This window comes from Desulfurivibrio dismutans, from assembly GCF_029210385.1.
In the GTDB taxonomy this organism is placed as follows: Bacteria; Desulfobacterota; Desulfobulbia; order Desulfobulbales; family Desulfurivibrionaceae; genus Desulfurivibrio; species Desulfurivibrio dismutans.
This window is the reverse complement of record NZ_JARGDQ010000004.1, coordinates 168,739-190,704: the sequence shown is the minus strand read 5'-3', so window position 1 is coordinate 190,704 and position 21,966 is coordinate 168,739. Positions and strand designations below refer to the sequence as shown.

The following is a 21,966-nucleotide window of genomic DNA, read 5'->3' as shown; positions in this document are numbered from 1 at the left end:
TGACCCGGCTGATTACTCAGGATCAGAACCGGGGGGCGCCGAAGCGCACCGGCAATGCTATTCCTGTTCTTTCTGTGCGCGCTCTTTAGCAGCGTACATGGTGGTGCTGCCGGAAGACCAGAAGACCATCTTGCCTTCTTTGACCAGGTCGTTGGCGGCGTTCTTGACCGCCCGCGGCTTGGCCTCGGGGTCACAGGCATAAAAGTCCTTGACGTACAACTGTGTCTTGGGACCCTTCAAGGCTTTTTCCATGATTTTCTCTTTGAGTTCTTCGATACTCATTGCCATGTCCGTTCTCCTTGGGTCCCGGAATTATTTAATGTGGCTGGTGAACTTGAACTGGGTAGTGGTCCGCCAGGTGTCGTAAGCCAGCCGATAATCATCGATGGACTTATCGGTGAAAGGAATCTCGGTAATCTCAAAGAACTTCTCCCAGCCAATCCGCTCGGCCCACTCGCCAACCCGCTCGTACTTGCGAGCGTTGGCGGCCCAGGTCTCAAGAATGTTCTTGACGGCGGCAACGGTCTCCGGCCAGCGCGGCGGAGTGTTGGGCAGGAACGGAATAACCAGCTTGGAGAAGGTGGGGCCGGAACGGGTGTTGGACACCTTACCACCCACCAGAATGGCGATCCCGGAACCTTCCGGATCGGCCAGCGGCATGGCGGGACACATGGTATAGCAGTTACCGCAGAACATGCAGCGGTCGGCATTAACCTTGACCGACTTGATCTCCTTGCCACTGGAGTCCTTGACGGTGGCCGGTTTGATCGCACCAAGGGGGCAAGAAGCGACGGCCAGCGGAAGCTCGCACAGACCGGTGATGGCGTCATGGTCGACCATCGGCGGTTTGCGATGCACACCCAGGATGGCGATGTCGGAACAGTGTACGGCGCCGCACATGTTCAGGCAGCAGGCCAGAGCAACCTTGCACTTGGCCGGCAGGTCCATGTTGGTGAAATGATCGAACAGCTCGTCCATCACCGCCTTTACCACGCCGGAGGCGTCGGTAGCCGGGGTGTGGCAGTGGAGCCAGCCCTGGGTGTGCACCACGTTGGAGACACAGGCGCCGGTGCCGCCCACCGGGAACTTGTTGCCACGGCCGGCCAGGTCGTCCAGCAGGGGCTGAACCTTGCTCTCGGCGTCAACCATGAACTCGATGTTGTTCCGGGTGGTCCAGCGAACAACGCCGTCGCAGTGCTTGTCGGCGACGTCGCAAACCTCGCGGATGAACTCCAGCGACAGCAGGCGGGCGCTGCCCACCCGCACGGTGTAACATTCGGCGCCGGTCTCGCTCACGTGCTTGAGCACGCCGGGCTTGACGATCTCATGGTACAGCCACTTGCCGTAGTTGTCCTTGATGACCTGGGGGAACATTTTTTCGTAGTGTGGGGGACCAATATCAGTGATTCTGTCTTTCATCGGATTTTGCGGATCGTAACCCATATCTAAACCTCCTTAAAGTTTGTAAGATTAATTCACGAGCAAAGCAGTTCCGGCCTGCACCGGAGCGGGATCATTGCGCGTGTTTTGCACGGAACTCTTTAACGTCACGCTGCCAGCCGCCTTCAACCTCTTCTTCGCGCCAGAAAACGTAGGGGTTGGAACGGGGCTCCTTAACATGCTGAGGAATGGGCTCCAGCTCCATTACCCGCAAGAAGGTGGGCAGACCTACACGTTGGATGGTCTCACCCAGACGCTCACGGTTCTTGCCGTGCTCCATCCAGTAGTCCCAGCACTTTTCAATAACGTCGACCAGTTCCTCGAACTCGTTGTCCGGGTCCATCTTGATGAAGGGCACGATCAGGGTGCCCAGCTGAGCGCCGTCGAGGATCGGGGCCTTGGCGCCCATCATGATGGACGCGCCCTGATCAACACCCGGGCGCAGGGCCTTGGGCATGACGTTGAGGCAGTGCATGCAGCGGGTGCACTCGGCGTCGTCGATCTTGAGGGTGTCGCCCTCCATCCACATGCAGCCGGTGGGGCAGAGGTCGATAACCTCTTTCTGAATATCGAACTTCTCACCCTTGCCGGGAATCCCGCCGCCGTTGGCTACGTTATCGCCGGTGATGTATTTCTTCACTTCATCCTGGTTGATCCGGATGTTGTCGCGCCAGGTACCGATTGCGGACAGGTCGGAACGGGCGATGGCGGCCACGCAATCGTTGGCACAGCCGGAAAACTTAAACTTGAACTTGTAAGGGAAGGCGGGGCGATGGATCTCGTCCTGGTACTTCATGGTCATGCCGTAGCAGGTGGCCTGGGTGTCGTAACAGGACCACTCACAACGGGCCTTGCCGATGCAACAGGCCGGGGTCCGAAGGTTGGAGCCGGAACCGCCGAGGTCCCATTCCAGGTCGTGGGTGAGTTCGTAGAACAGGGGCTCCAGCTCTTCGGTGCGGGTGCCCAGCAGTATCAGGTCACCGGTGGAACCGTGGAAGTTGGTCATGCCCGAGCCGCGTCTCTCCCAAAGATCGCAAAGCTTGCGCAGGATATCGGTGCGATAGAACTTACTGGAAGGCTGATTAAGACGAACGGTGTGGAAGTGGGCCACCCCGGGAAACTGCTGGGGAACATCGGAATAACGGCCGACGATACCACCGCCGTAGCCGAATACGCCGACAATACCGCCGTGTTTCCAGTGGGTCATACGATCTTTAAAGGACAACTCCATCTGGCCGACAATATCCCAGCACTGGGGATTTTTCTCGGCCTGGCGCTTCAGGTCGCTGACAAAGCTTGGCCATGGACCCTTCTCAAGTTCGTCCATTAATGGCGTTTCGTGCTTCGGCATGTCTACTCCTCCTTAGGTTGAATGTATTAAACGAAATTCCCTTAACCTCCCCCGCCACCACCTTAATTAGAGTGCGGAAAAGCGGCGTAGAAAATCCGGTTCAAACAAACTGCTGAACAGATTAAAGCCGCGGAGGTTGGCAAAACGAGCCGAAACCTGAATGGATATTCAGATTCCTGGGACAATATCCAGCCGACCCGGCTTTGTCAATAAAAAATAAGCTACGGTGGACGCCCTTTTTATCTGGCTTTGACAGACCATTCTCTCCAGGATATGCTCTTTATTATTTCACCAACCATTTCACTAATTTTATATCCACTTTTGAAGGAGCCACCATGAGCAGAAAAATCGTGATTATCGGCGGGGTAGCCGCCGGCCCCAAAACCGCCTGCCGCCTTAAGCGGCTGCTCCCCGACGCCGAGGTCCGCATCATCGACCAGGACAGCCTGATCTCCTATGGCGGCTGCGGCATCCCCTACTATGTTTCCGGTGACGTTTCCGATGAAAAGGAGTTGCGCAACACCTCCTTTCACCTGACCCGGGATGAGCCTTTTTTTGCCAAGGCCAAGGGGGTAACGGTAAGCACCCGAACCCGGGCCCTGAGTGTCAATCGCCAGGGTAAAAAGGTACTGGTGGAAAAACTTGGTGACGGTAGTCGGGAGGAAATTCCCTACGACCAACTGGTGCTGGCCACCGGCAGCCGCCCCAACGTGCTGCCCATTCCCGGTGCCGACCTGGAGCGGGTTTTCACCATCAGTGATCTGCACCAGGCCATTACCATCAAGGAGCTGATCGCCAAAGGCCAGGTCGACAAGGCGGTGGTGATCGGTGGCGGCGCCATCGGCATTGAAATGGCCGAGGCCTTTGTCGACCTGTGGGGGCTGAAGGCGAGCATACTGGAGTTCATGCCCCAACTGCTGCCCCGCCTGGTGGACTGGGAGTTTGCCGGTATGCTGGAGCAGCATTTAAAGGACAAGGGGGTGGATGTTTTCACCGGCGAAGGGGCCACCGCCATCGAAGGCGAAGCCGGGCGGGCGCAAAGGGTGGTAACCCCGCAACGGACCCTGGAGGCGGATCTGGTGGTAATGGCGGTGGGAGTGCGGGCTCGCAGCGAACTGGCCCAGGAAGCCGGGCTGCTGGTGGACCCCCAGGGCAATATCGTGGTCAACGAACACCTGCAGACTTCGGACCCGGATATTTACGCCGCCGGCGACTGCATTGCGGTAAAAAACCGACTCACCGGCAAATCCGGTATCGCCCCCATGGGCTCGCTGGCCAACAAGGAAGGCCGGATTGTGGCCGACAACCTGGCCGGCATTCCCACCCGCTACCAGGGCTGGGTGGGCAGCTTCATCCTCAAGGCTTTCGAGCGCTGCCTCGGCGCCACCGGACTGACCCTGGAAACCGCCCGGGCCGAAGGTTTTGACGCCGCGGCGGTGACCACCGCCCAGTCCGATCGAGCCCACTTTTTCCCCACCCAGGCGGTGATTCCTTTAAGGATGGTATTTGATCGCCGCGACCGTCGCCTGCTGGGGGTGCAGGGTTTCGGCCCCATGGGCGACGCGGTACTGGCCCGCATCGATGCGGCGGCGGCCCTGCTGCAACAGGGGGCCACCATCGATGATGTCAGCCAGGTGGAAATGGCCTACGCTCCACCCTTTGCCACCGCCCTGGACGCCTTGAACGCCACCGCCAACGTGGCCGACAACCTGGCGGCGGGCCGCCTGCGCTGCGTGGACAACGCCGACTATCTCGCCTGGATGGAAGACTTTGCCAGCCGGCCGGACTGGGTGGCCCTGGACATCCGCCATCCCAACGAGGCCTCGGTGCTGGTGGATAAATTCGGCACCGACCAATGGTTGAGCATTCCGTACATCGAGGTGCGGGATCGCTACCAGGAACTGCCCACCGACAAGATGATGATCATCATCTGCGATGCCGGCACCCGCTCCTCGGAAATCCAGATCTTTTTAGACAGCGTGGGACTGAACAACAACCTGGTGCTGAGCGGCGGCTTCAACCTGATACGCCGCCTCGGAGTTCCCTGGCTCGGGTAAAGGCACAGCAGCACCGCATCTTGCGGCGATCGGCCCGGCTTGCGTACTGATGTACGCGGCGCCGGGCCGATCGCCGCAACCTTCGGTGCTGCTGCGCCTTTACCCCCGTGGTGTTACCACTTGCCGCAACAACCTGCGGGATGCTGCGCCTTTACCCGATGCTGTTAACCCATGGAACTGCTATCTCAGGCAGCCAGGGCCTGGTCGATCTGGGCCTCGCTTACCTCGTCGGTGATGATCACCCGACCCGGGGCGGTGGGCAGGACGAAGAAGGGGCGGCCGGCAACGGTCTTTTTGTCGGTCTTGAGGTATTTTTTAATTTGTTGGCGGTCCAGCTCCGGCGGCACCTGCACCGGCAAGCCGTACTCCGTGAGCAGCTGCCGCAGTTCATCGGCCTCCTCGCGGCGCCAGAGCCCTTTGCTGGCGGCGATCTCCCCCACCGCCGCCATGCCGATGGCCACCGCCATGCCGTGGGCCAGGGTGAAGCCGGAGGCGGCCTCCACCGCATGGCCCAGGGTATGACCGAAGTTGAGGATGCGCCGCAGATCGGCCTCCCGCTCGTCGGCGGCCACTACTTCGGCCTTGATGGTGCAGCAACGGGCGATCATCCCGGCCAGCACCGGCCGCTCCAGGGCCATGATGGCCGGCCGCTGGGCCTTGAGTTGCCGCAGAAAGGCGGCATCGTAGATCATGCCGTACTTGATGACCTCGGCCAGACCGTTGAGCAGTTCGCTCTCCGGCAGTCGCTCCAGCACCGCCGTATCGATGTAAACCCGACGAGGCTGGTAGAAGGTCCCCACCAGGTTTTTGCCCTCGGGGATATCCACCCCGGTCTTGCCCCCCACCGAGCTGTCCACCTGGGCCAGCAAGGTGGTGGGGACCTGGACAAAGGGAATGCCACGCAGGTAAATGGAGGCCAGAAAACCGGTGATATCGCCGCTAACCCCGCCACCCAGGGCGATCAGCCCATCACCGCGATCAAGCCCCAGCTGCGCCAGGCCGCTGGCCAACTCGGCCACCGTGGCCAGGTGCTTGCTGGCCTCGCCATGGGGAAAGGTCAGCAGTTCGGCGCTGATTCCCGCCGCCGCCAGGCTGTCCAATAATTCCCGGCCAAAGAGCGAGGCCACCCGATCATCGGCCACTACCGCCCATCGCCGGGCAATCCCCAGCCCGGCCAGATCCCGCCCCACCTCGGCCAACAGGCCGGCCCGGATCAGGATCTGATAAGAACGCGCCCCCAACCCCACCGGCACCACCGTAGTTTCATCGCTACCAACCTGTTGTTCCATACAAATAATCCTTTATGACAACTGTTAAGCCAAGGCCCTGCCGAGCGGACAGCCCGCCGCCATCAGCAAAGGGGCAAGCCCGGACAGACAATACCAACAAAGCAACCAGGGTTGGCAAACCCAAGTGCCAAGAGCCAAGAGCCAAGAGCAAAGAGCAAAGAGCCAAGAGCCAAGAGCCAAGAGCCAAGAGCCAAGAGCCAAGAGCCAAGAGCCAAGAGCAAATTACCACGTTCCCCCCAGCCCCGCTCAGCTATTTTTCACCCCCAACCACCAATAAAAAAGGGGCGGGGGAAAGCGCCACGCACTCTCCCCGCCCCTTATAAGGGCCGCCAAAAAACACGACCCAACGCAGTAAACGTTCAACAGTGCCGCAGCTTGCGGCAAGCGGACCGGAGCCGCGTACCCCAGGTACGCAAGCCGGTCCGATCGCCGCAAGCTGCGGTGCTGCTGGACGTTTACATTATTTCATGGTGTCGCCGGAGGCCGCACCCTGCATCTTGACCTCAACCTTCTCGGTGAGACCCTGATAGTAAGCCTTGAGAATCTCCAGAACCTCGTCGCGACCGAAATGGTCGACGATCTCGGCGCCCTCGGACAGGGCCTTGCGCAGCTTGGTGCCGGAGAGGATAACCCGGTCTTCCTTGCCGTGGGGGCAGGTCCGCAGGGAAGCCATGCCGTCGCACTTGTGGCAGTAGAAGGTCCAGTCGATCTTCAGCGGCTTGCACAGCAGGGCCTTGCCGGGATCGTCGTTGCCGGGGATCTCCTCGAAGATTTCCTGGGCCTCGAACAGGCCGTAGAAGTCGCCCACACCGGCGTGGTCACGGCCGATGATCATTTTGCTCACTCCGTAGTTCTGACGGAAAGTGGCGTGCAGCAGGGCCTCGCGGGGGCCGGCATAACGCATATCCAGCGGGTAACCGGCCTGAATGACGTTGTCTTTCACGAAGTACTTGTCCACCAGGCAGTCGATGGCCTTGACCCGAACCTCGGCGGGAATGTCGCCGGGCTTGAGGTTGCCGATCAGGGAGTGGATCAACACGCCGTCGCAAACCTCGATGGCGATCTTGGCCAAAAACTCGTGGGAACGGTGCATGGGGTTACGCAGCTGCAGGGCGGCAACCTCCTTCCAGCCCCGCTCTTCGAACATGGCGCGGGTCTCGGCCGGGGTCAGGTAAACACCCTTGTACTGGTCCGGGTACTCGCCTTCGGAAAGAACCTTGACCGGGCCGGCCAGGTTGACTTCCTTCTGGTTCATAACCATCTGTACACCGGGATGATCCTCGAGGGCGATCTTCCAGAACTTGTCGTCGGCGGACTCTTCGCCATGACCCTTGAAGACCTTCTCGCACTCCCACTTCTTCTCGGTCTCGTTCATGGCGTACTTTTCGGTGACCTTCATGGTGGCATAGATCACGCCGTCGCGCTCCAGGGCGATCTCTTCGCCTTCCTTGATGGAGTCGGCGTCGGCCTGGCTCACATCCAGGGTGATGGGTACCGGCCAGAAGGTGCCGTCGGCCAGGGTGTATTTTTCACAAACGCTCTTCCAGTCGGCCTTGTTCATGAAGCCATTCAACGGGCTGAAGCCGCCGATGCCCATCATGATCAGGTCGCCTTTGGCGCGGGCGCTGATGCCTACCTTTTTCAGGCCCTTGGCCTTGTCCTGTTCGGCAATCAGTTCGCTGCCATGCAGTTTGCAACAAACCAGACCTTTTCCGCCATGGGGGGGTACCAATTTCGACATAACCGGATCTCCTTTCTGTTTTTTGTTTTTATGATGAATTTAGGATGAGTTAGGAAGCTAATATGATGCGCCTAAAAATTGAACGACAATTCATTTTTTTATCCTGTGAGCGTTTACCTATACGAAAGGACCGAAAACTTGTCAAGGGAAAAACACTGACGCTGACAAAGAGCCAAGCAGACGAATATAAAGACGTAAACACAAACAAATAAACATACAGCCGACAAAAACTATACCTTCAAATAAGGGCAGTGTGGGGAAGGGCAAGCGGTTGTTGCGGAGAAAAATCAAGAATGACAGGGGGCTTAAGGCGCAAATCAGCGCTGTCCCGGACAATGGCTTTGCACCAGGCCCGGCAGTGAAATAAAAGCAAGCGACCGGCAGGACCGGATTAAGGAAAAATCAGGCCTTGCCGGCGAACAGCATCCCCACCAGTTCATTAAGCTTCTGGCGCAAGGCCAGGCTTTCTTCGGCGGGAAACTGTTTGATTACATCACCGCTTTGGCGGTCGGTGACCTGCACCACCACCGTTTCCGGGTCGCGATGCAGGGAAAAATTCAACCGGGTGTTACCGATGGAATCCAGGCGGGCCTGCATCTCTTTGGCCAGTTCTTCGGCCTCTTCGGCGGAGACCGGCCGGGTCTCCCGAGAGGGATGCTCAAAGCGGGGCCGATCTTCAGGCTTACCCTTGGCCGCGGCACCGCTGTCTGCCACCGGAGTTACCGGGGGGCGATTTTTTTCTTCCCGCTCCACCGCCGTGGCGGCAGGCACGACATAACTCTTGGCATCGTTGTGCAGATTAACATCCATGACTGTCCTCCTCATGTCGCCCGTACAAAGAGCAACAAATCTTGGTCGGCGGCCTCCCTGGCCGTAACCACTAACACACCCAAATTATTACATATCTTAACCCAACTACCTGTCAGACCAGCACAAAACACTCACATCTCAAAAAAAATCTTTTTCAAGCCAAACTGCTGACAAACCGCGGCCGCGGGCCGGACTCCGGCTGGGTGCCCAAACGGGGCACCACTTTGCGCCCCCGGCGCAAAGTGGCCAACTGCTCCCTGATCCTTTGCCGGTGGTCGCGCACTTCTTTGCGCAAGTGGTTTTCCCTGGCCAGCAAGGCCCCAATCTGTTCCCGCAAATGCCGGACCACATCCTGGTCGGCCAGGCTGCTCATATTGCCAAGGCTCTCCAAATCCCGCTGCAAGGCAGCAAAAGCTCGCTCCCTTTCCGTTTGCCAGCGCGCAACCTCGCGCAGATCTCCCCGGCGCAGATCTCCCCGGCGCAGGGCACCCAGGTGTGCTTCCTGCATAACCGTGTACTGCTCCAAGGTCGTCCACAGATCCGAAATTTTATGGGGCTGCCGCGTTATCACTTGCATGGCCTGCTCCTTGACGCCGCCAAAACAGCGTTCTCATGCCGCTCCGGATTAAATGGAAACCGACACCGGGGTTATTTTGGCCGCCGCCTCGGCAGAGGGCTGCATGGCGGCCTTTTCAGCCAGCAAACCGTTTTCCTGCATGGCCGTCTCTTCCCATACCTTTTTCAATTCGCCGATGTAACGGGCCGACTGGTGTATAATCTCCACGTCGTTACTCAGCGACACCCTGGGCAATTCCACCATGATGGCCCCGTAAAGCCCCCGCAGAAAGGCGGCGGCCTCGGATTCATCCTTGGGGCTGATGGCGGCGTTAAGCTCGCTGATCAGGGCGATGGCCTTGCTCAGGTTTTCTCCGCGTCGGCGGGGATCGTTAGCGGCAACCGCTTCTTCGGCAAAGGTCAGGTGGGTCAAAACCCGTTCATACATCATGTGAATCAGCTTCACCGGATGAACGGCGGCACTTTCAGTCTGCCGATAGGCCTGAACCCTGTTGCGTGCATACATGGTGACTCTCCTTGGGGTTGCCGGGTTAATGGTTAAGTTTGATTATTTCTTTTGACCGGGAGTCAGGCCCGACAGACTTTCAAACTGCGAAGTCAGGTAGTCGCTCATCTGGGTCATCCGGTTCATGTAACTGTCCAATTGGACAAACTGCCGGGTCAGTACGCTGTAACGGCGGTCCAGCCGTTCAAGTTCCGATTCGATCCGGGTTTCAAGATCGCGAATACGATCTTCGGCGGTGTTACGCTCGGTGCTGATCTGCCCGCCGTAGCTGGCGATGGAACCCAACCGGTCCTGGAGCCGGTCGGCAAAGCCCGGGGCCTCGCGCTCGAAATCACCCAGCATGAAGTCCCGCACCGCCTCCGGATTGGCCGCCAGGGCCTCATCCAGCATTGCTTCATTGAGGACGATGGTGCCGTCCCGCTGAAACTCCAGGCCCAGGTCGAACATGTTGCGGATGCTCCCGGACTCGTCGCCCTGGTAGGTGGCGGTCATCAGGTTCTGCAACTCGTGGCGCAGACCGGCCACGGTGGTCCGGGCCAGCACGCCGGGCTGGCCGGTTTCCTCGTCGAAACGGCTCTTGCCGCCGATCTCCTGGACCACCTCGTTATAGGCCTCCACCAGGTCAACCACCAGTTCGCGCACATTGCTGGTATCCTGGCTGACGCTGAGGGTGGTGGTGCCGGTCTGCTGCAACTCGAAGGTCAGACCGTCGATGACGTTGTTAACCGTGTTGCCCTGGCGCTGGTAGCTGATACCGTCCATCACGAAGCTGGCGTTCAGCAAAGTAAAGTCATCGCCTTCCTGGCGAGTCATACCCGGTATGTTGTTGGGCACATTTTCGGGGTCGATCCGGATAAAATTATTACTCCCGGTTTCATTGGCCCGCAAGATAAGTTGGTAAGGGTTGTCGGGATGACCACTGTCAATGATGCTGGCGGTGATCCCGCCATTATCGGAGGCATTGTTGATCAACTGGGCAAACCCCGCCAAGGTGGTACCAGCCGGCACCTCCAGGGAAACCCACTCACCATCACCCACCTTATAGTTAAAAAGATTGGGCTCATCCGGGTCTGTATTTTCAACAGCAATAACCGTATCCCGGGACTCCACCCCATTGGCCAGCCAGGTGCTGCGGCTGGCCAGTCGCTCCACCTCCAGGGGAAGGGACTGCTCGGCCACCCCGGCGGACACGGTGGCGGTGGCCACACTTTCGTTGGAGCTACTGGCCGTACTGGTCAGATAGGTGGTTTCAAGGCCGAGATCACGAACATGGGAGCGCATGTCCAGCAGCTTGTTCTGGACCACGGTGAAGGCCTCGAGTTGGGCCTCGTAGCGATCGATGTTTTTTTTCAGCGGATCCACCCGCTGTTTTTCATCGATCCCCCGCAGATCCTCGAGGATGCTCTGTAACTCCAGCCCGGAGCCTACGCCCAGGGTGGAAATGCTACCGACACTCATGTCAGTTCTCCCGTCTTAACCGAACTTGGTTGGCAGCCGGTGCGGCGGGTAAAAGCCGCAGGCTTACTCTCTTTATCGGAAAATCAAAGGCGGGCTTGAATTTTTTTTTGCGGTTTTGAGGGGAAAAGATTTAATGATTGCTCAGCAACTGCTTGAGCCAGTCGAAGCCAAAGGAGAGCAGCGCCTCGTCGTCCATTTCAATGGCCCGGCGGCGGGCCTTGTCCAGGCGCTGACGGCGCAATAGATCGTGCTCACGGACGTAAGCACGGAAACGATCGATATTGTAGCAGACCATGAAGGCCAGTAACTGGCGGGGACCGGCCGCCCCTTCTCCCTGCCAGGGGTTGGCGGCAAAGAGGGTGTCCATCTCGGCCCAACGATCGGCCATGGTATTGTACGGTAAAAGCTGCTGGTCAGCCAGCCACTCTTTCACCTGCCACGGCCGGCCCTGGCCATGCCCCAGGCAATAATCGTGGCGCACCAGGAAGTAAAAGTCCCGGTTGCGACCTTTTTGCCGGCGGCGATCCACCGCCCGCTCCAGGGGGTAGGTACGGCAGGCCGAGGGACGATCGCGGTAAACTGTACAGCCGGCGGCGGGATCGAGGAAAGGACAGGGGTAGCCCTCCTCCTGGCGCATTCGCAGCATCACCGCCGGGAAATAAGGATTGCCGCCCTGGACCACGGCGGCGTGGCCCTCGAGAAACTCTTCGGAACTGATCTTAAGCCGGTTTTTCAGGCGGATGATATCATAGGGGTAAAGCTGCAACTCCAGCCGGTGACAGCAACGGGTGAAACAGGGAACTTCTGGGTTGCAGGCAAAGGTAAAACCTTCTGCCCCCAAGGGTTCCATCCCTTCCGGGAATTGCTGGTTATCGGGCTGATTGCTCATGGTTTACCGGCACCGTATTATTTAATCGTAAAATCGGGATTCCCCTGACAACAAAGCTGCTCCCCGCAAGCAGCCGGAAGGCCGGGCAGACTAACAGCTTCAAAAGTAAATGGCAAGCGGCGGCTTAATCCTCCGCTCCTTCGCCCTCTTCCCTGATGGAAACGAAAACCCCACGCTTGGTCGGATCCAGGCGGGCGTAGCGGCGCAGGATCTCGACATTGGCTTCGGTGAGCACCGTTCCCTTGCTGAGCAGCAGAATGCCGGTGCCGCTGAAGACATCCCGACTCAAGGTCATGCCGGGGGCCAGGTCTTTGGGCTGCAGCTCCATTTCCACCAGCTCGGTCCTGGGCAGGCGGTGGCGATAAAACTCCCGGGCCTCTTTTTCCACCGGCGCGATCAGCCTGGGGTCGAACCTGACGCCCGCCGCTTCCCGCACTTTTTTAAAGGTGATCGACACCCCACTGCTCCCCTGATAGCGGCGGATCTCCCGGTCGACAAAATCAATCAGGGCGATAATCCGCGAGGACTGCGGAATATCCCGCTGCCGGAGCCCGTCGGGAAAGCCATGTCCGTCATAATTCTCGTGGTGATGACGGATAATCCGGGCCGCTTCCCGCAGGTCTTCGATCCGGTCCAGGGCCGCCTGGCCACGGACCGGATGCTTATGATATTCTTCCATTTCCGCCTCGTCCATCTGGGATGGATCCACCAGCAGCATCACATCGGGCATCCCCAGCTTGCCGATATCGTGCAGCAGGGCCGCCACCACCAGGTTTTCCCGCTCTTCCGTCGGCAGTTTCAACGCCCGCCCCACCCGGGCGGCGATCTCCGCCACGTTCTGGGCATGACTGCGCATCCGTTTGTTGCGCAACTCCATCAGCCCGGCCAGGGCGGTGATCACATTTTTAAAATTGGCTCGCAGGCGGCGGTTGAAAGCTTTCAATTCATCGTAACTGCGCTGCAACTCCTCGGTTTGCTCCTGCACCATGTTTTCCAGTTCGGCATTCCACCGTTGCAGTTCGGCGTTCTGCTTTTTCACCAGCTCATTGAGCCGGAGGTTTTCCTTGACCAGTTGGTGGTGCTGAAAGGCGGTCCGCACCGTCTGGAGCAGTTCCTCATCCTGCCAGGGTTTGGTGATGTAGCGATAAACCCCTCCCCGGTTAATGGAATCCATGGCCGCCTCGATGTCGGCATAACCGGTGAGCAGAATTCGGACCACCAATGGGGCCTTCTGTCGTACCCGGCTCAACAGTTCCACCCCGCTCATTCCCGGCATCCGCTGATCGGAAACCACCACTGCACAGTCGTCCCGCCCGGCAATGATCTCCAAAGCCTCTTCACCGGAAAAGGCGGTGAGCACCTCAAAGGCTTCCTCATCAAACAGCCGGCGCAGAGCCTTGAGAATATTCGTCTCATCATCGACAAAAAGTACGCAGCCGCCGGTCGCCACCGACGAAACGACTTGCCGCTCAACTTTCTGGTCGCTCATGAAGTTGTCTTTGCCTCCACTTGCTGTTGGCGCACCGGCAGGCGGATCAGAAAAGTGGTGCCCTGCCCCGGCGCACTGTCGACGGTGATATCACCGCCGTGCTGTTTCACCACAATATCGTAGACAATACTCAACCCCAGACCAGTACCCTTGCCCACCTCCTTGGTGGTGAAAAAAGGCTCAAAAAGCCGGTCCAGGTTTTCCGGTGGCACCCCACAGCCGGTGTCGCTGATGATGATATGCACTTCATCACCCTCGGCCCGGGTTCGCAGGGTGATCTCCCCCGGGCCATCCAGGGCCTGCACCGCGTTGAGCAGCAGGTTCATGAACACCTGGTTGAGCTGCTGCGGGTAACCCCAGGTCAAAGGCAGATCACCGTAATCCTTGTTAATCTTGGCTTTGTATTTCAGCTCGTTCCAGATGATGTTAAGGGTTTCCTCCAGGCACTGGTTAAGATCGAATTTGCCGCTGCGAGCCTGGTCCCCCCGGGAAAATTTCTTCAAGTTCTGCACGATCACCTTGACCCGCTCCACCCCTTCCAAAGACTCCCGCAAAAGATCGGCAGCGTCTTCCAGCACGAAATCGATCTTCAGCCGCCGGTGCAGTTCCTCAACCTGCCGACGCCGTTCAGCCGGGTCACCCTCCGCCAGCAGCAGACGTTGCTGCCCTTGGACGAATTCCCGCAGGCGCTCCAGGTACTTGACCATGGAGCCCAGATTACTGGTGACGAACCCCACCGGGTTGTTGATTTCATGAGCCACCCCGGCCGCCAACTGGCCGATGGAGGCCAGTTTTTCCTGCTGCAGCATCTTGACCTGGGAACCTTTAAGTTCCTCATAAGCTCCCGCCAGTTCATAATTCTTGTGCTGCAACTCCCGGGCAATCCGCTGCTGTTCGGTGACATCCTGCAGAATAACCACGGTTCCCCTGGTGTCGGTATATTCGGCGGCAAAAGGGAAAAAACGCCCACAAAATACCCTGTCGGTCGTAGCTTGACTGTACTCGGCGACACCGTCAACCCCGACCTCTTTAACCAGACCCTGCTCGGTCAGCAGCGCCTCCCAGGGCAGCCCGTTAATTTCTTCAAATGGTTTGCCCAAAAAACAAGCCAAAGCCTGGTTGCAACGGATTACCCGGCCATTTTCATCGGCCAGCAGCACCATGTAATCCAGGCAGTCCATGATGGACTCCCACTCCCGCTTGGCCCGCCAAACCCTGCAGTGGCAAGCCAGCAGTTCCCGATGGGACAGGGCCAGTTTCGCCGCCACTGTTGTCGGCATTTTTTCTTCTTTCATAAGCATCCCTCATCCTCCGCACCTTGGCCAAACGGGCCGCAGCGCTCATCCCGCAATGCGGCTAACCCTCCTCCCGCTTTTGCCGGCGCGGCTTGATAAGCATTTCATAATACAAAAATGCTTCCCGGATATGCCGCAGCAACAATTCATCCTTCCAGGGTTTGGCCAGAAACTTGTACAGCGCCCCCTCGTTGACCGCCTCCACCACCGTTTCCAGGTCGGCATAGCCAGAAAGAACCATGCGTACCGTGTCCGGGTAAATATCCTTGACCCGGCGCAAAAATTCAATCCCGCTCATCCCGGGCATCCGCTGATCGGAAATAATGACCTGGACCTGATTAATGGCCAGCATCTCCAGACCGGTGGGGGCATCAGCGGCTATCAGCACCCGGTAGTTCTCATCCATCAGCAGCCGCTGCAGGGCTTTCAAAATATTGGGGTCGTCATCGACGACCAAAATGGTCCGAGTATCCGGCGACTCATCGGGCACTGCTAGTCCGCGTCCCAAGGTAACCAGTTCGGCATATTCATCCGGCGGCAAGGCGCGACTGAAGATAAACCCCTGCAGTTCATCGCAGCCGTTCTGGCGCAGGTAACCACACTGGGCCTCGGTCTCCACCCCTTCCGCCACCACCCCAAGCCCCATCCGGTGGGCCATGGCGATGATGGAGACGGTAATGGTGGCGGCATCGGGGCTGGTGACGATCTCGTTGATGAAACTGCGGTCGATTTTCAATTGATCGATGGGAAAACGGCTGAGGCTGGCAAAACTGGAATAACCGGTGCCAAAATCATCCAGGGACAGCTTGACTCCCAACTCTTTCAGCTCCGCCATCCGGGAGATGGACTGCTCGGGGTTGAGCATCAGCATACTTTCGGTGAGTTCCAGGATTAACCGGTGGGGCGGCAGCCGGTGGCGGGCTAGAGCATCTCGCACCAAGGCTTTCAGGTCGCCGCTCTGAAACTGTCGGGCCGAAACGTTAACCGCCAGATCGCCGGCCCGCAGGTCGGCTTCCCGCCACTGCGACAACTGTCGGCAGGCCTCGTCCAGCACCCAGGCGCCCAGCTCAACGATAAAGCCGCTGCGTTCCGCTACCGGGATGAACTCGCCGGGCGACACCAAACCCCGGTCATGACGCTGCCAGCGGACCAGGGCCTCGGAGCCCACCACCCGGCCGCTGCGGCAATCAACCTTGGGCTGATAATGAAGAACGAACTCTCGATGCTCTAAGGCCCGGCGCATGGCGGTTTCCAGTTCCAGAGAACGGCATACCTGCTCGTTTAAGGTGTTGTCGGCAAAGACGAACTGGTTGCCGCCGGCCTCTTTGGCCTGATGCACCGCCAGGTCGGCCCCGGCCAGCAGCGCCGACACCGTGTCGCCATCCTGGGGATAAAGACTGATACCCAGGCTGGGCCGCAGGAAAACCTCATTGCCTTCCGGCAGACTGAAGGCTTCCTCCAGGGCCGCGAACAGGCGGCGGGCCATCAGTTCCGCCTCCCGGTATTCTTCCAGATGCTCCATCACCAGCACAAACTCGTCGCCGGCCAGCCGGGCAATGGTATCCTCCAGACGCAAACAGGTCCGCAACCGTTCGCCAATCTCCACCAGCACCTTATCTCCGGCAGCATAACCATGGCTGTCGTTGATCAGCCGAAAGCGATCCAGGTTAAGCAACAGTACCGCCAGTTTGCCTTTTTCCCGCCGGGCCCGATCCATCCCGTGTTCCAGCCGGGCCTCCAGCAGCAACCGGTTAGGCAGGCCAGTCAGCGGATCATGGTGGGCCAGGTGTTGCAGTTTTTCCTCACTGCGCCGCAGGCTGGTCAGGTCGGTCTTGACCCCGACATAATGGCTGGGGCGCTGCCGAGCATCGTAGACGGTGCTGATGGTCAGCAGTTCCGGATAAATCTCACCGTTCTTGCGCCGGTTCCAGACCTCCCCCTGCCAGTGGCCGTTTTCCTTGATGCTGGCCCACATGGCCTGAAAAAAGGCCCGGTCGTGGCGACCGGAATGCAATATCCGGGGGTTCCGGCCCACCACCTCATCCTCACGATAGCCGGTAATGGCGGTAAAAGCCGGGTTGACGGTGATGATCTGCGGTTCGAGATCGGTGATCACCACCCCGTCGCGGCTGGCGTCCAGGGCCGCCACCTGCAGGCGAACCTTTTCTTCGATGACGCGCCGTTCGGTGACATCCCGAAAAACCCCCATCATGTAAACCCGATCATCAAGGTGGACGGACGAGGAATTGACATCGGCATAAAACACCGAACCGTCGCAACGCTGCGTGGGGATATCCCTTGATACGCCCTTTTCTCCCCGCTGATGCCCTTCAAGACGTTCCATGATCCAGGGTAAATCCTTGGCCGGATGAATGTCGGCCACCCCCATCTCGACAATTTCCTCGGGCCGGCAGCCGAGCATCAGACAGATAGCCGGGTTGCCAAGGACAAATTGCCGGGTTTCGGGATCCGCCAGCAGAATGCCATCGTTAGCGCCTTCAAAAATAACCCGGAACCGCTCTTCCATTAGCCGCAGCCGCTGTTCGCTGGCCCGCAGGGCATCCTTTTCCCGCTGCAGCTGGACCACGCGCGCCGTTTGCCCAAGAGTAGCGGGCAGACCGAAAAGATAACCGGGTTGCTTGATCAGGTAATCGGCCACCCCCAGGCGCATGGCCTCGGCGACCTCCTCTTCGCTGCCCGGCTCCCCCACCAGCACCACCGGCAAATCCAGTTCCGGGGTATCGCGTATTTTTTTAACGATCTCCAACGCACTGACAGCCGCCAACTGAAAATCAAGCAGCAACACGTCATAGGCGGCGAGTCCTTCCCGGTCCCGCAGCGACCCGACTACCCCCTTGCCGCCCACCACGCCCTCGATCTTAATGTAAGGGGCATGCTCCAGCAGGTGCTGCCGGGCGCCCCTTCCAGATCGGCCAGACTATTGGCACCATACAGCACCCGCAGGGGGGCCCCCTGGCCACGCTGCCGGAAGTGGCCCAAGGCGTTGGCCAAAATGGCCGGCAGATTTTCCAGATAATCTCCCTCTTTGACCAGGTAATCGTCCGCTCCGGCCTTAAGGGCAGCGATGGCGGCCTGCTGGGTGCCGGAACCGGTGAGCAGCACCACCGCCACCGGCAGATTGCGGGCCTTGACCTCGGCCAGCACCTCCAGGCCGCTGCCGTCGGGCAAACGTAAATCAACCAGCAACAGATCGTAGGAAGGCTCTTCCGGCCGCAGACACTCCAGGGCCGCCGCCACCCTGTTGACCACCGTCAACCGGTGTTCAGGAGCAGAGCGGGCCAGACTGCGCCGCACCAGATCGGCATCCGCCGGGTTGTCTTCCAGGTAGAGAATCCTGATGCTTTGCGATATTTCAGCCATACGTCACCCCTACAGCCAAGTCTCAACCCTCGGCAGCTCAATGTTCATTACCACCCCGTTCCGTCCCGGTTTTTTTATCGTCAACCGCCGGCAAAGGGATTTCCAACTCGAAAACCGTGCCATCTCCCGGCGCGCTGGCAACCTCCAGGCGCCCGCCCAGCCGCTGCACGGCCCGGCGCACCATGGCCAGCCCCACGCCGGTGCCGGCCACTTGCCGGGCGTTATCCAACCGGGAAAATATCTCGAATATCCGCTCACCAAATTTCATGTCGAAACCGATTCCGTTGTCCCGCACCTTCAGCAATAACCGCTGGCTGCTGATCTCGGCCCCGATGAAGAGGCGCGGCGGCCGGCTGCCTTGACTGAACTTGACGGCATTGTCCACCAGGTTGCGCAGTACCATGGACAGCCCTTCGGGATCTACCGTGATCAACTCCTCCGGCACCTCCACCGCCAACTCAACGCCATGGGTCGCCAGTTCTTCACCGAATCCGGCCAGCACATCACGCACCAGGTCGGCCAGATTGACCGGCCGCGGCTGTTCCTGGCGCCGTTCCATCCGTGAATAGGCCAGCAGCCCGTCGACCAGTTGCTGCATCTCGGCCACGCCTTTGGCGATATAAGCTACGAACAGGCGGCCGTCTTCATCCAGCCGATCCCGATAATCCCTTGCCAGCAGCCGGCTGTAGCCCTGAACACCCCGCAGGGGGGCCTTAAGATCATGAGAGATCGAATAGGAAAAGGATTCCAGTTCCCGGTTAAGGGTTTCCAGTTGCGCGGTCCGCTGGGCCACCCTTGCTTCCAATTCACCTTTAATCTGCTGGTCCCGCGCTGCCGCCAGGGCCAGCAGGGCAAAGCCATGGACGCTCAACTGGCGGCGCCAGAGCAGGAAAGTGCCGCCGGCCGCCCCCAAGCAGCAGGAATAACACAAGCACCACGATAGCCCATAAAATGCCGCCCAAAGGCCCATAAACCTCGGCCAGATCAATCCGGGCCACCAGATACCAGGACGACCCCGGCACCGGCTTTACTGCCGCCATAACCGGCACCCCACGGTAATCGCGCCCTTCCGTCAGACCTTCATGGTCCAGTACCGCCTGCACCGCCGGCACCTCCGTCCGGTCAAGACCAAGGCGCAGAGCAAGAAACTGCTCCTCCGCCAGCCAGCGGCCGCCCAAGAACATTACCGCTTCTCCCTCACGGCGCACCAGCAGCGTTTCCGAACTGCGACCGGAACCCGCCCAACCGGCCAGCAGCGGCTGTAAAAAACTCTGCACCTGCACATGGCGCACCACAAAAGCCAAAAGTCGACCGTCGGCCAGATCCAGGATCGGCACCACCCAGTGCATGCGCACAAACCCGGCGGGACAGCGGTACAAATCGCTGCGCTCGACCTGTCGGCTTTGCGCCGCCTGCTCAATGGTCGCCACCATCACCGGATCAAGCTCCTGACAGTCGCCCAGACCGTACTGCCGACGCAGCTCGGGATCGTAAAGAACGATCCCGTCATAATCATAGTTGGCGAAATGGCTTTCCAGACGGGTCATAATAATGTGCCGGTCGACGGCGGAATCGTGGCGCAGCCACTGTTCGACCCGCTCGGCAAATCCTTGGTTGGACATCAGCTCCCAGCCATGACTGTCCCGTTCCCGAAGCCAGGCAGCAATCATTTCAGTTTTGAGATCGGCCACCGCCGTGAGCTGGCGGGACATGGCCGAGCGGTGCTCCTGTTCTTCATGACGAAAAGAGACGAAGCCCACCACCATAATCCCGCCGATCAGGATCACAAAAATCAGCAGCAAAGCGTAATAGGAAGGATGAAAGCGGGACCAGAGGGCAAACTGCCACAAACCGGGCAAGGCCAGCCCCTGTAGACAAAAAGCCAGTAGAAAAAAGGCCAGCGCCGTAGGCAAAGCCGGTGGGATCAACCCGCTGCCGTAAAAAATCGGGGAACCAAGCAGGTAGGCCAGCAGCAAGGCAAGGCCAAGCAGGCTGAGCAGGGAAGCCAGAGCAAAGGCCACCAGGAACGGCAGCAAACGCCGGCCGGCCCGACCAACGACCAGACTCAGCAGCGCTGCCCCGGCCAGCAGAAAAGAGAAGGCGGTAAGGGGCGACATGTGTCCCAACGGCATCCCGTTGAGCGTACCGGTAATATCCAGACCCAAGTGCTCGATGGTGAAATGGCGATCCAGCGAGGAGCTGATCAGCAAGGCGACGGCGACGGCCGTGACCGGCAGCGCCGGCAGCGACATCAGCACCCGCCGGCGATCGGCAGCCGGCGGCGACACCTGCAGCAAAATCATTACGCCATACAACAGAAAAAACAGCGCGGTGCTGGGGGCCATGGGAATTTTGTCGGTCCCGAACGAAGCCAGATCGTCAATCTCCGCCAACCAGCCCACCAGGGTCATCCCGCCCAGACCGGCCACCATCAGGGCGCAAAAGACCACGGCACCGGTCAACAGATGCCACCGCGCGGCGGTATTTTTAGATTCACCGATCACCTTAGTCATAAAGACCACCAACTAAAGTGGTCTCACATAACGCACTAAAAATCAAACAAAAACCAACATCTAACTCAAAACCTGGGGCTGATCATATACCCTCCAGGCAGTTGGGCCGATATGACCATATACTTAGGATGTGCTTGCACGTAAGAGAATCTTGCCATGGCCCGGTACCTTGGTTTATAGTTGCACTCCTGTTTAGCTTATAAGTTCGACCAACCCGTAACGAGATCGAAATTAATGAATTTTCCCCGCAGCATGACCGCCTTCGGCCGTGGCGAGGCCACCGCCGGCGAACGCACCTGGACGGTGGAGATCCGTTCGGTCAACCACCGCTACTGTGATATCAAGGTACGCCTTCCCCGCGCCTACACCTCTTTGGAAGAAGCGGCCAAACGGGAAGTGGGCCGGGAATACAGCCGCGGGCATGTGGAGGTAACCCTGAGCCAGAGAGGTGGCGCGAGCGACGCCGCTCTGGCGGTGGATCTGCCACTGGCCCGGGAATACCTGCGCGGTTTAAACCTGCTGCGGGATGAGTTGAGCCTGGCCGACCGGCCTTCGCTAAACATGTTAAAAGACCTCCCCGGTATTTTTACCACCGACGAAATCAGACAAGACCCGGAAGGCGACTGGCCCTTGATCCGCCAGGCCCTGGTGGCCGCCCTGGAGAGCACCAGGATCATGCGCCAACAGGAGGGGGCCGCCACCAGGGAAGAGTTGCGCCAGTACCTGGCCGGGCTGCACCGCCACCTGGAACGCCTGCAGGTTGAACTGCCGACGTTGATCGCCCGGCGGAGCGACAAGCTGCAGCAGCGCCTGAGCAAGCTGCTGGGCGACACCGACCTCGAACCCATCCGGCTGGCCCAGGAGATCGCCCTGCTTACCGACAAGGCCGACATCAGCGAAGAGCTGGCCCGGCTGGACAGCCACCTGAACCAGTTTGCCGCCTTTCTTGCCGCCAATGAGCCCACCGGCCGGCGGCTGGATTTTCTGCTGCAGGAGTTCTTCCGGGAGATCAACACCATCGCCTCCAAGATCAGCGAGGCGGGGGTGGCCCAGTTAAGTGTGGAGATGAAAAACGAAGTGGAAAAGATGCGGGAACAGGTGCAGAATCTGGAGTAAGCCCGATTGCATGCAGTCCGTACCCCGGGGCCTGGCCCCTCGGCCGCAAGCGGCCG

General features: G+C 59.3%; 18 protein-coding genes. 2 read left to right on the top strand and 16 right to left on the bottom strand.

Going from position 1 to position 21,966, the window contains the following annotated elements; all coding sequences use genetic code 11:
- Positions 1–57: 57 nt before the first annotated feature.
- The 3 genes from P0N66_RS06165 to dsrA all read right to left on the bottom strand — a co-directional run bounded on the left by P0N66_RS06165 (position 58) and on the right by dsrA (position 2,791).
- Complete coding sequence (locus P0N66_RS06165; RefSeq protein WP_275803375.1) at positions 58–288, bottom strand: dissimilatory sulfite reductase D family protein; 231 nt, start codon at positions 286–288, stop codon at positions 58–60.
- Positions 289–312: 24 nt separating this feature from the next.
- Positions 313–1,443 (bottom strand): dissimilatory-type sulfite reductase subunit beta, encoded by a 1,131-nt coding sequence (gene dsrB / locus P0N66_RS06160; RefSeq protein ID WP_431190016.1) that lies wholly within the window; start codon positions 1,441–1,443, stop codon positions 313–315.
- A 70-nt stretch (positions 1,444–1,513) separates the two neighbouring features.
- Positions 1,514–2,791: a dissimilatory-type sulfite reductase subunit alpha gene (gene dsrA, locus P0N66_RS06155; protein WP_275803371.1), complete on the bottom strand. Its 1,278-nt coding sequence runs from the start codon at positions 2,789–2,791 to the stop codon at positions 1,514–1,516.
- Positions 2,792–3,126: 335 nt separating this feature from the next.
- On the opposite strand from dsrA, the gene P0N66_RS06150 reads away from it, so the two are divergent.
- Positions 3,127–4,848 (top strand): FAD-dependent oxidoreductase, encoded by a 1,722-nt coding sequence (locus P0N66_RS06150; protein WP_275803368.1) that lies wholly within the window; start codon positions 3,127–3,129, stop codon positions 4,846–4,848.
- A gap of 185 nt (positions 4,849–5,033) precedes the next feature.
- Here the strand turns inward: P0N66_RS06150 and aroB are convergent, their stop codons facing one another.
- From aroB to P0N66_RS06085, 13 genes are all read right to left on the bottom strand, one after another.
- A complete protein-coding gene (gene aroB / locus P0N66_RS06145; protein ID WP_275803366.1) occupies positions 5,034–6,137 on the bottom strand; it encodes a 3-dehydroquinate synthase in 1,104 nt (367 codons plus the stop codon).
- A gap of 460 nt (positions 6,138–6,597) precedes the next feature.
- Complete coding sequence (gene sat, locus P0N66_RS06140) at positions 6,598–7,878, bottom strand: sulfate adenylyltransferase (protein WP_275803364.1); 1,281 nt, start codon at positions 7,876–7,878, stop codon at positions 6,598–6,600.
- 402 nt (positions 7,879–8,280) lie between these two features.
- A complete protein-coding gene (locus P0N66_RS06135) occupies positions 8,281–8,688 on the bottom strand; it encodes a flagellar protein FlaG (protein WP_275803362.1) in 408 nt (135 codons plus the stop codon).
- A gap of 154 nt (positions 8,689–8,842) precedes the next feature.
- Entirely contained in the window at positions 8,843–9,265 is a 423-nt protein-coding gene (locus P0N66_RS06130) for a hypothetical protein (protein WP_275803360.1), read from the bottom strand.
- Positions 9,266–9,313: 48 nt separating this feature from the next.
- The gene (gene fliS / locus P0N66_RS06125) at positions 9,314–9,769 is read right to left on the bottom strand and encodes a flagellar export chaperone FliS (protein ID WP_275803358.1); all 456 of its coding nucleotides are present in this window, start codon (positions 9,767–9,769) and stop codon (positions 9,314–9,316) included.
- A 42-nt stretch (positions 9,770–9,811) separates the two neighbouring features.
- On the bottom strand, positions 9,812–11,227 hold the full coding sequence (gene fliD / locus P0N66_RS06120; RefSeq protein WP_275803356.1) for a flagellar filament capping protein FliD: 1,416 nt from the start codon (positions 11,225–11,227) through the stop codon (positions 9,812–9,814).
- 130 nt (positions 11,228–11,357) lie between these two features.
- Positions 11,358–12,116 carry a YkgJ family cysteine cluster protein gene (locus tag P0N66_RS06115; RefSeq protein WP_275803354.1) on the bottom strand — a complete coding sequence of 253 codons (759 nt, stop codon included), beginning with the start codon at positions 12,114–12,116 and terminating at the stop codon, positions 11,358–11,360.
- A gap of 124 nt (positions 12,117–12,240) precedes the next feature.
- Positions 12,241–13,605 (bottom strand): response regulator c-di-GMP phosphodiesterase, NosR family, encoded by a 1,365-nt coding sequence (gene nosR / locus P0N66_RS06110; RefSeq protein WP_275803352.1) that lies wholly within the window; start codon positions 13,603–13,605, stop codon positions 12,241–12,243.
- Positions 13,602–14,900 carry an ATP-binding protein gene (locus tag P0N66_RS06105; protein ID WP_275803350.1) on the bottom strand — a complete coding sequence of 433 codons (1,299 nt, stop codon included), beginning with the start codon at positions 14,898–14,900 and terminating at the stop codon, positions 13,602–13,604. Before P0N66_RS06105 ends, nosR begins: the two co-directional genes overlap by 4 nt.
- Before the next feature lie 61 nt (positions 14,901–14,961).
- Positions 14,962–17,769 (bottom strand): EAL domain-containing protein, encoded by a 2,808-nt coding sequence (locus P0N66_RS06100; RefSeq protein WP_275803348.1) that lies wholly within the window; start codon positions 17,767–17,769, stop codon positions 14,962–14,964.
- Positions 17,748–18,281, bottom strand: coding sequence for a response regulator (locus P0N66_RS06095; RefSeq protein ID WP_275803346.1), 534 nt, complete (start codon positions 18,279–18,281; stop codon positions 17,748–17,750). The genes P0N66_RS06100 and P0N66_RS06095 overlap by 22 nt, the downstream gene beginning before the upstream one ends.
- A 37-nt stretch (positions 18,282–18,318) precedes the next feature.
- On the bottom strand, positions 18,319–19,152 hold the full coding sequence (locus P0N66_RS06090; RefSeq protein WP_275803343.1) for a sensor histidine kinase: 834 nt from the start codon (positions 19,150–19,152) through the stop codon (positions 18,319–18,321).
- Complete coding sequence (locus P0N66_RS06085; protein ID WP_275803341.1) at positions 19,094–20,794, bottom strand: cache domain-containing protein; 1,701 nt, start codon at positions 20,792–20,794, stop codon at positions 19,094–19,096. Before P0N66_RS06085 ends, P0N66_RS06090 begins: the two co-directional genes overlap by 59 nt.
- Before the next feature lie 234 nt (positions 20,795–21,028).
- Here P0N66_RS06085 and P0N66_RS06080 point away from each other — a divergent pair, with 234 nt between their 5' ends.
- The gene (locus P0N66_RS06080; RefSeq protein ID WP_275803339.1) at positions 21,029–21,910 is read left to right on the top strand and encodes a YicC/YloC family endoribonuclease; all 882 of its coding nucleotides are present in this window, start codon (positions 21,029–21,031) and stop codon (positions 21,908–21,910) included.
- Positions 21,911–21,966: the final 56 nt, after the last annotated feature.